Genomic DNA, 1,179 nt, shown 5'->3' on the forward strand with positions numbered 1-1,179 from the left:
CCAGCATAGAGCGGATTGTGCAGGATCTGCATCACCGTGTGGTAGGCCGGCGCCTTCCAGCTGAGCTTGTAGATTTGAACGTTTCTCAGGACCACGGGCATTTTGATGTCGGCGGCGCAGCCAAAGAAAGACCTGCCGGGCACTGCCGAGCTCGCGGAACTTGGTGAAGACGAGCCGCACAACACCCGCCACATGTTCATCGGGATCGATTTCGATCTTGCCGAGTTCATTCCAACAAAATCCGGGTGGAAGCATGAAGCGGTACTCGCCGCGCTGGGCCTTGGAGTCTCGAGCGGCAATTCCACGTTGGCGAAGCAAGCTCAGCTCATACTCCGACATCGTCCCCTTCAGTCCGAGCAGCAGGCGGTCGTTGACCAGCCGCGGATCATAGGCACCATCGGGATCAATGACCAACGCGCCGGCAAGGGCGCATAGGTCAATCAAGTGATGCCAGTCGCGTCCATTGCGTGCCAGTCGCGATGCTTCGATGCAATAGACGGCACCGACGTCGCCCGAACATACCATCGCCACAAGCCGCTCAAATCCAGGCCGATGCATCATCCCGGAACCCGAGCGGCCAAGATCGTCGTCAATTACCGTCACCGACTTAAATCCGGCGGTTTCCGCAGCCTGTGCCAAGTCATATTGCCGCCGCTGGCTTTCGAGATTCCCCATGACTTGGGACATTGTCGATTGGCGAACATAGACGACGGCAGTGCGGCCGAGGTGATCAGGCGTGATCTTGACGCTCATGGTCACCTCCCGACATCTGAACGGTCTCGACGCCCGCCGCTTCCAGCAAAAGGTCGGCGATCGCCTGGATCAGACCTTTGGGATTGGCGCCCAGCGGCTCCTGCGGAATCCGACGGTCCAGATCCAGACTCAGTTGAACCGCCTCGCGATATTGGCTTGTTCTGCGCACGTCCTTTCTCCTTCTTCATCGAAGGACGAGATCGTGCACCCGACACCTGATTCGTACCGAGAAGCTTCAGAACAACGGCAAGTTCGTTGAGCCCATCAATACTGATCTGCGGCGATCCAAGCGCCATGCCGGCACAGTAGCCTTCGTCGAACATCCAATTGGGCACCTCACGACTAAACCCCCGCCGTTCCTCCGTGTAGATGCACTTCAAATCCTTGCCGCGTCGGAACGGTGCGACCTGAAGCGTTCGTCCAAAA

The 1,179-nt window shown here is 58.3% G+C and carries 1 protein-coding gene and 1 pseudogene; both read right to left on the reverse strand.

All coding sequences use genetic code 11. The annotated features are described in order from the left end of the window. Positions 1–753 (reverse strand): annotated as a pseudogene (locus ABID26_RS37030) (recombinase family protein); the annotation flags it as partial. Continuing rightward, positions 731–922, reverse strand: coding sequence for a hypothetical protein (locus ABID26_RS37035; RefSeq protein WP_354418443.1), 192 nt, complete (start codon positions 920–922; stop codon positions 731–733). The pseudogene ABID26_RS37030 and the gene ABID26_RS37035, both read right to left, overlap by 23 nt. Positions 923–1,179: the final 257 nt, after the last annotated feature.

Origin of the sequence: Mesorhizobium shonense, assembly GCF_040545255.1 — a bacterium.
Classification (GTDB): domain Bacteria; phylum Pseudomonadota; class Alphaproteobacteria; order Rhizobiales; family Rhizobiaceae; genus Mesorhizobium; species Mesorhizobium shonense.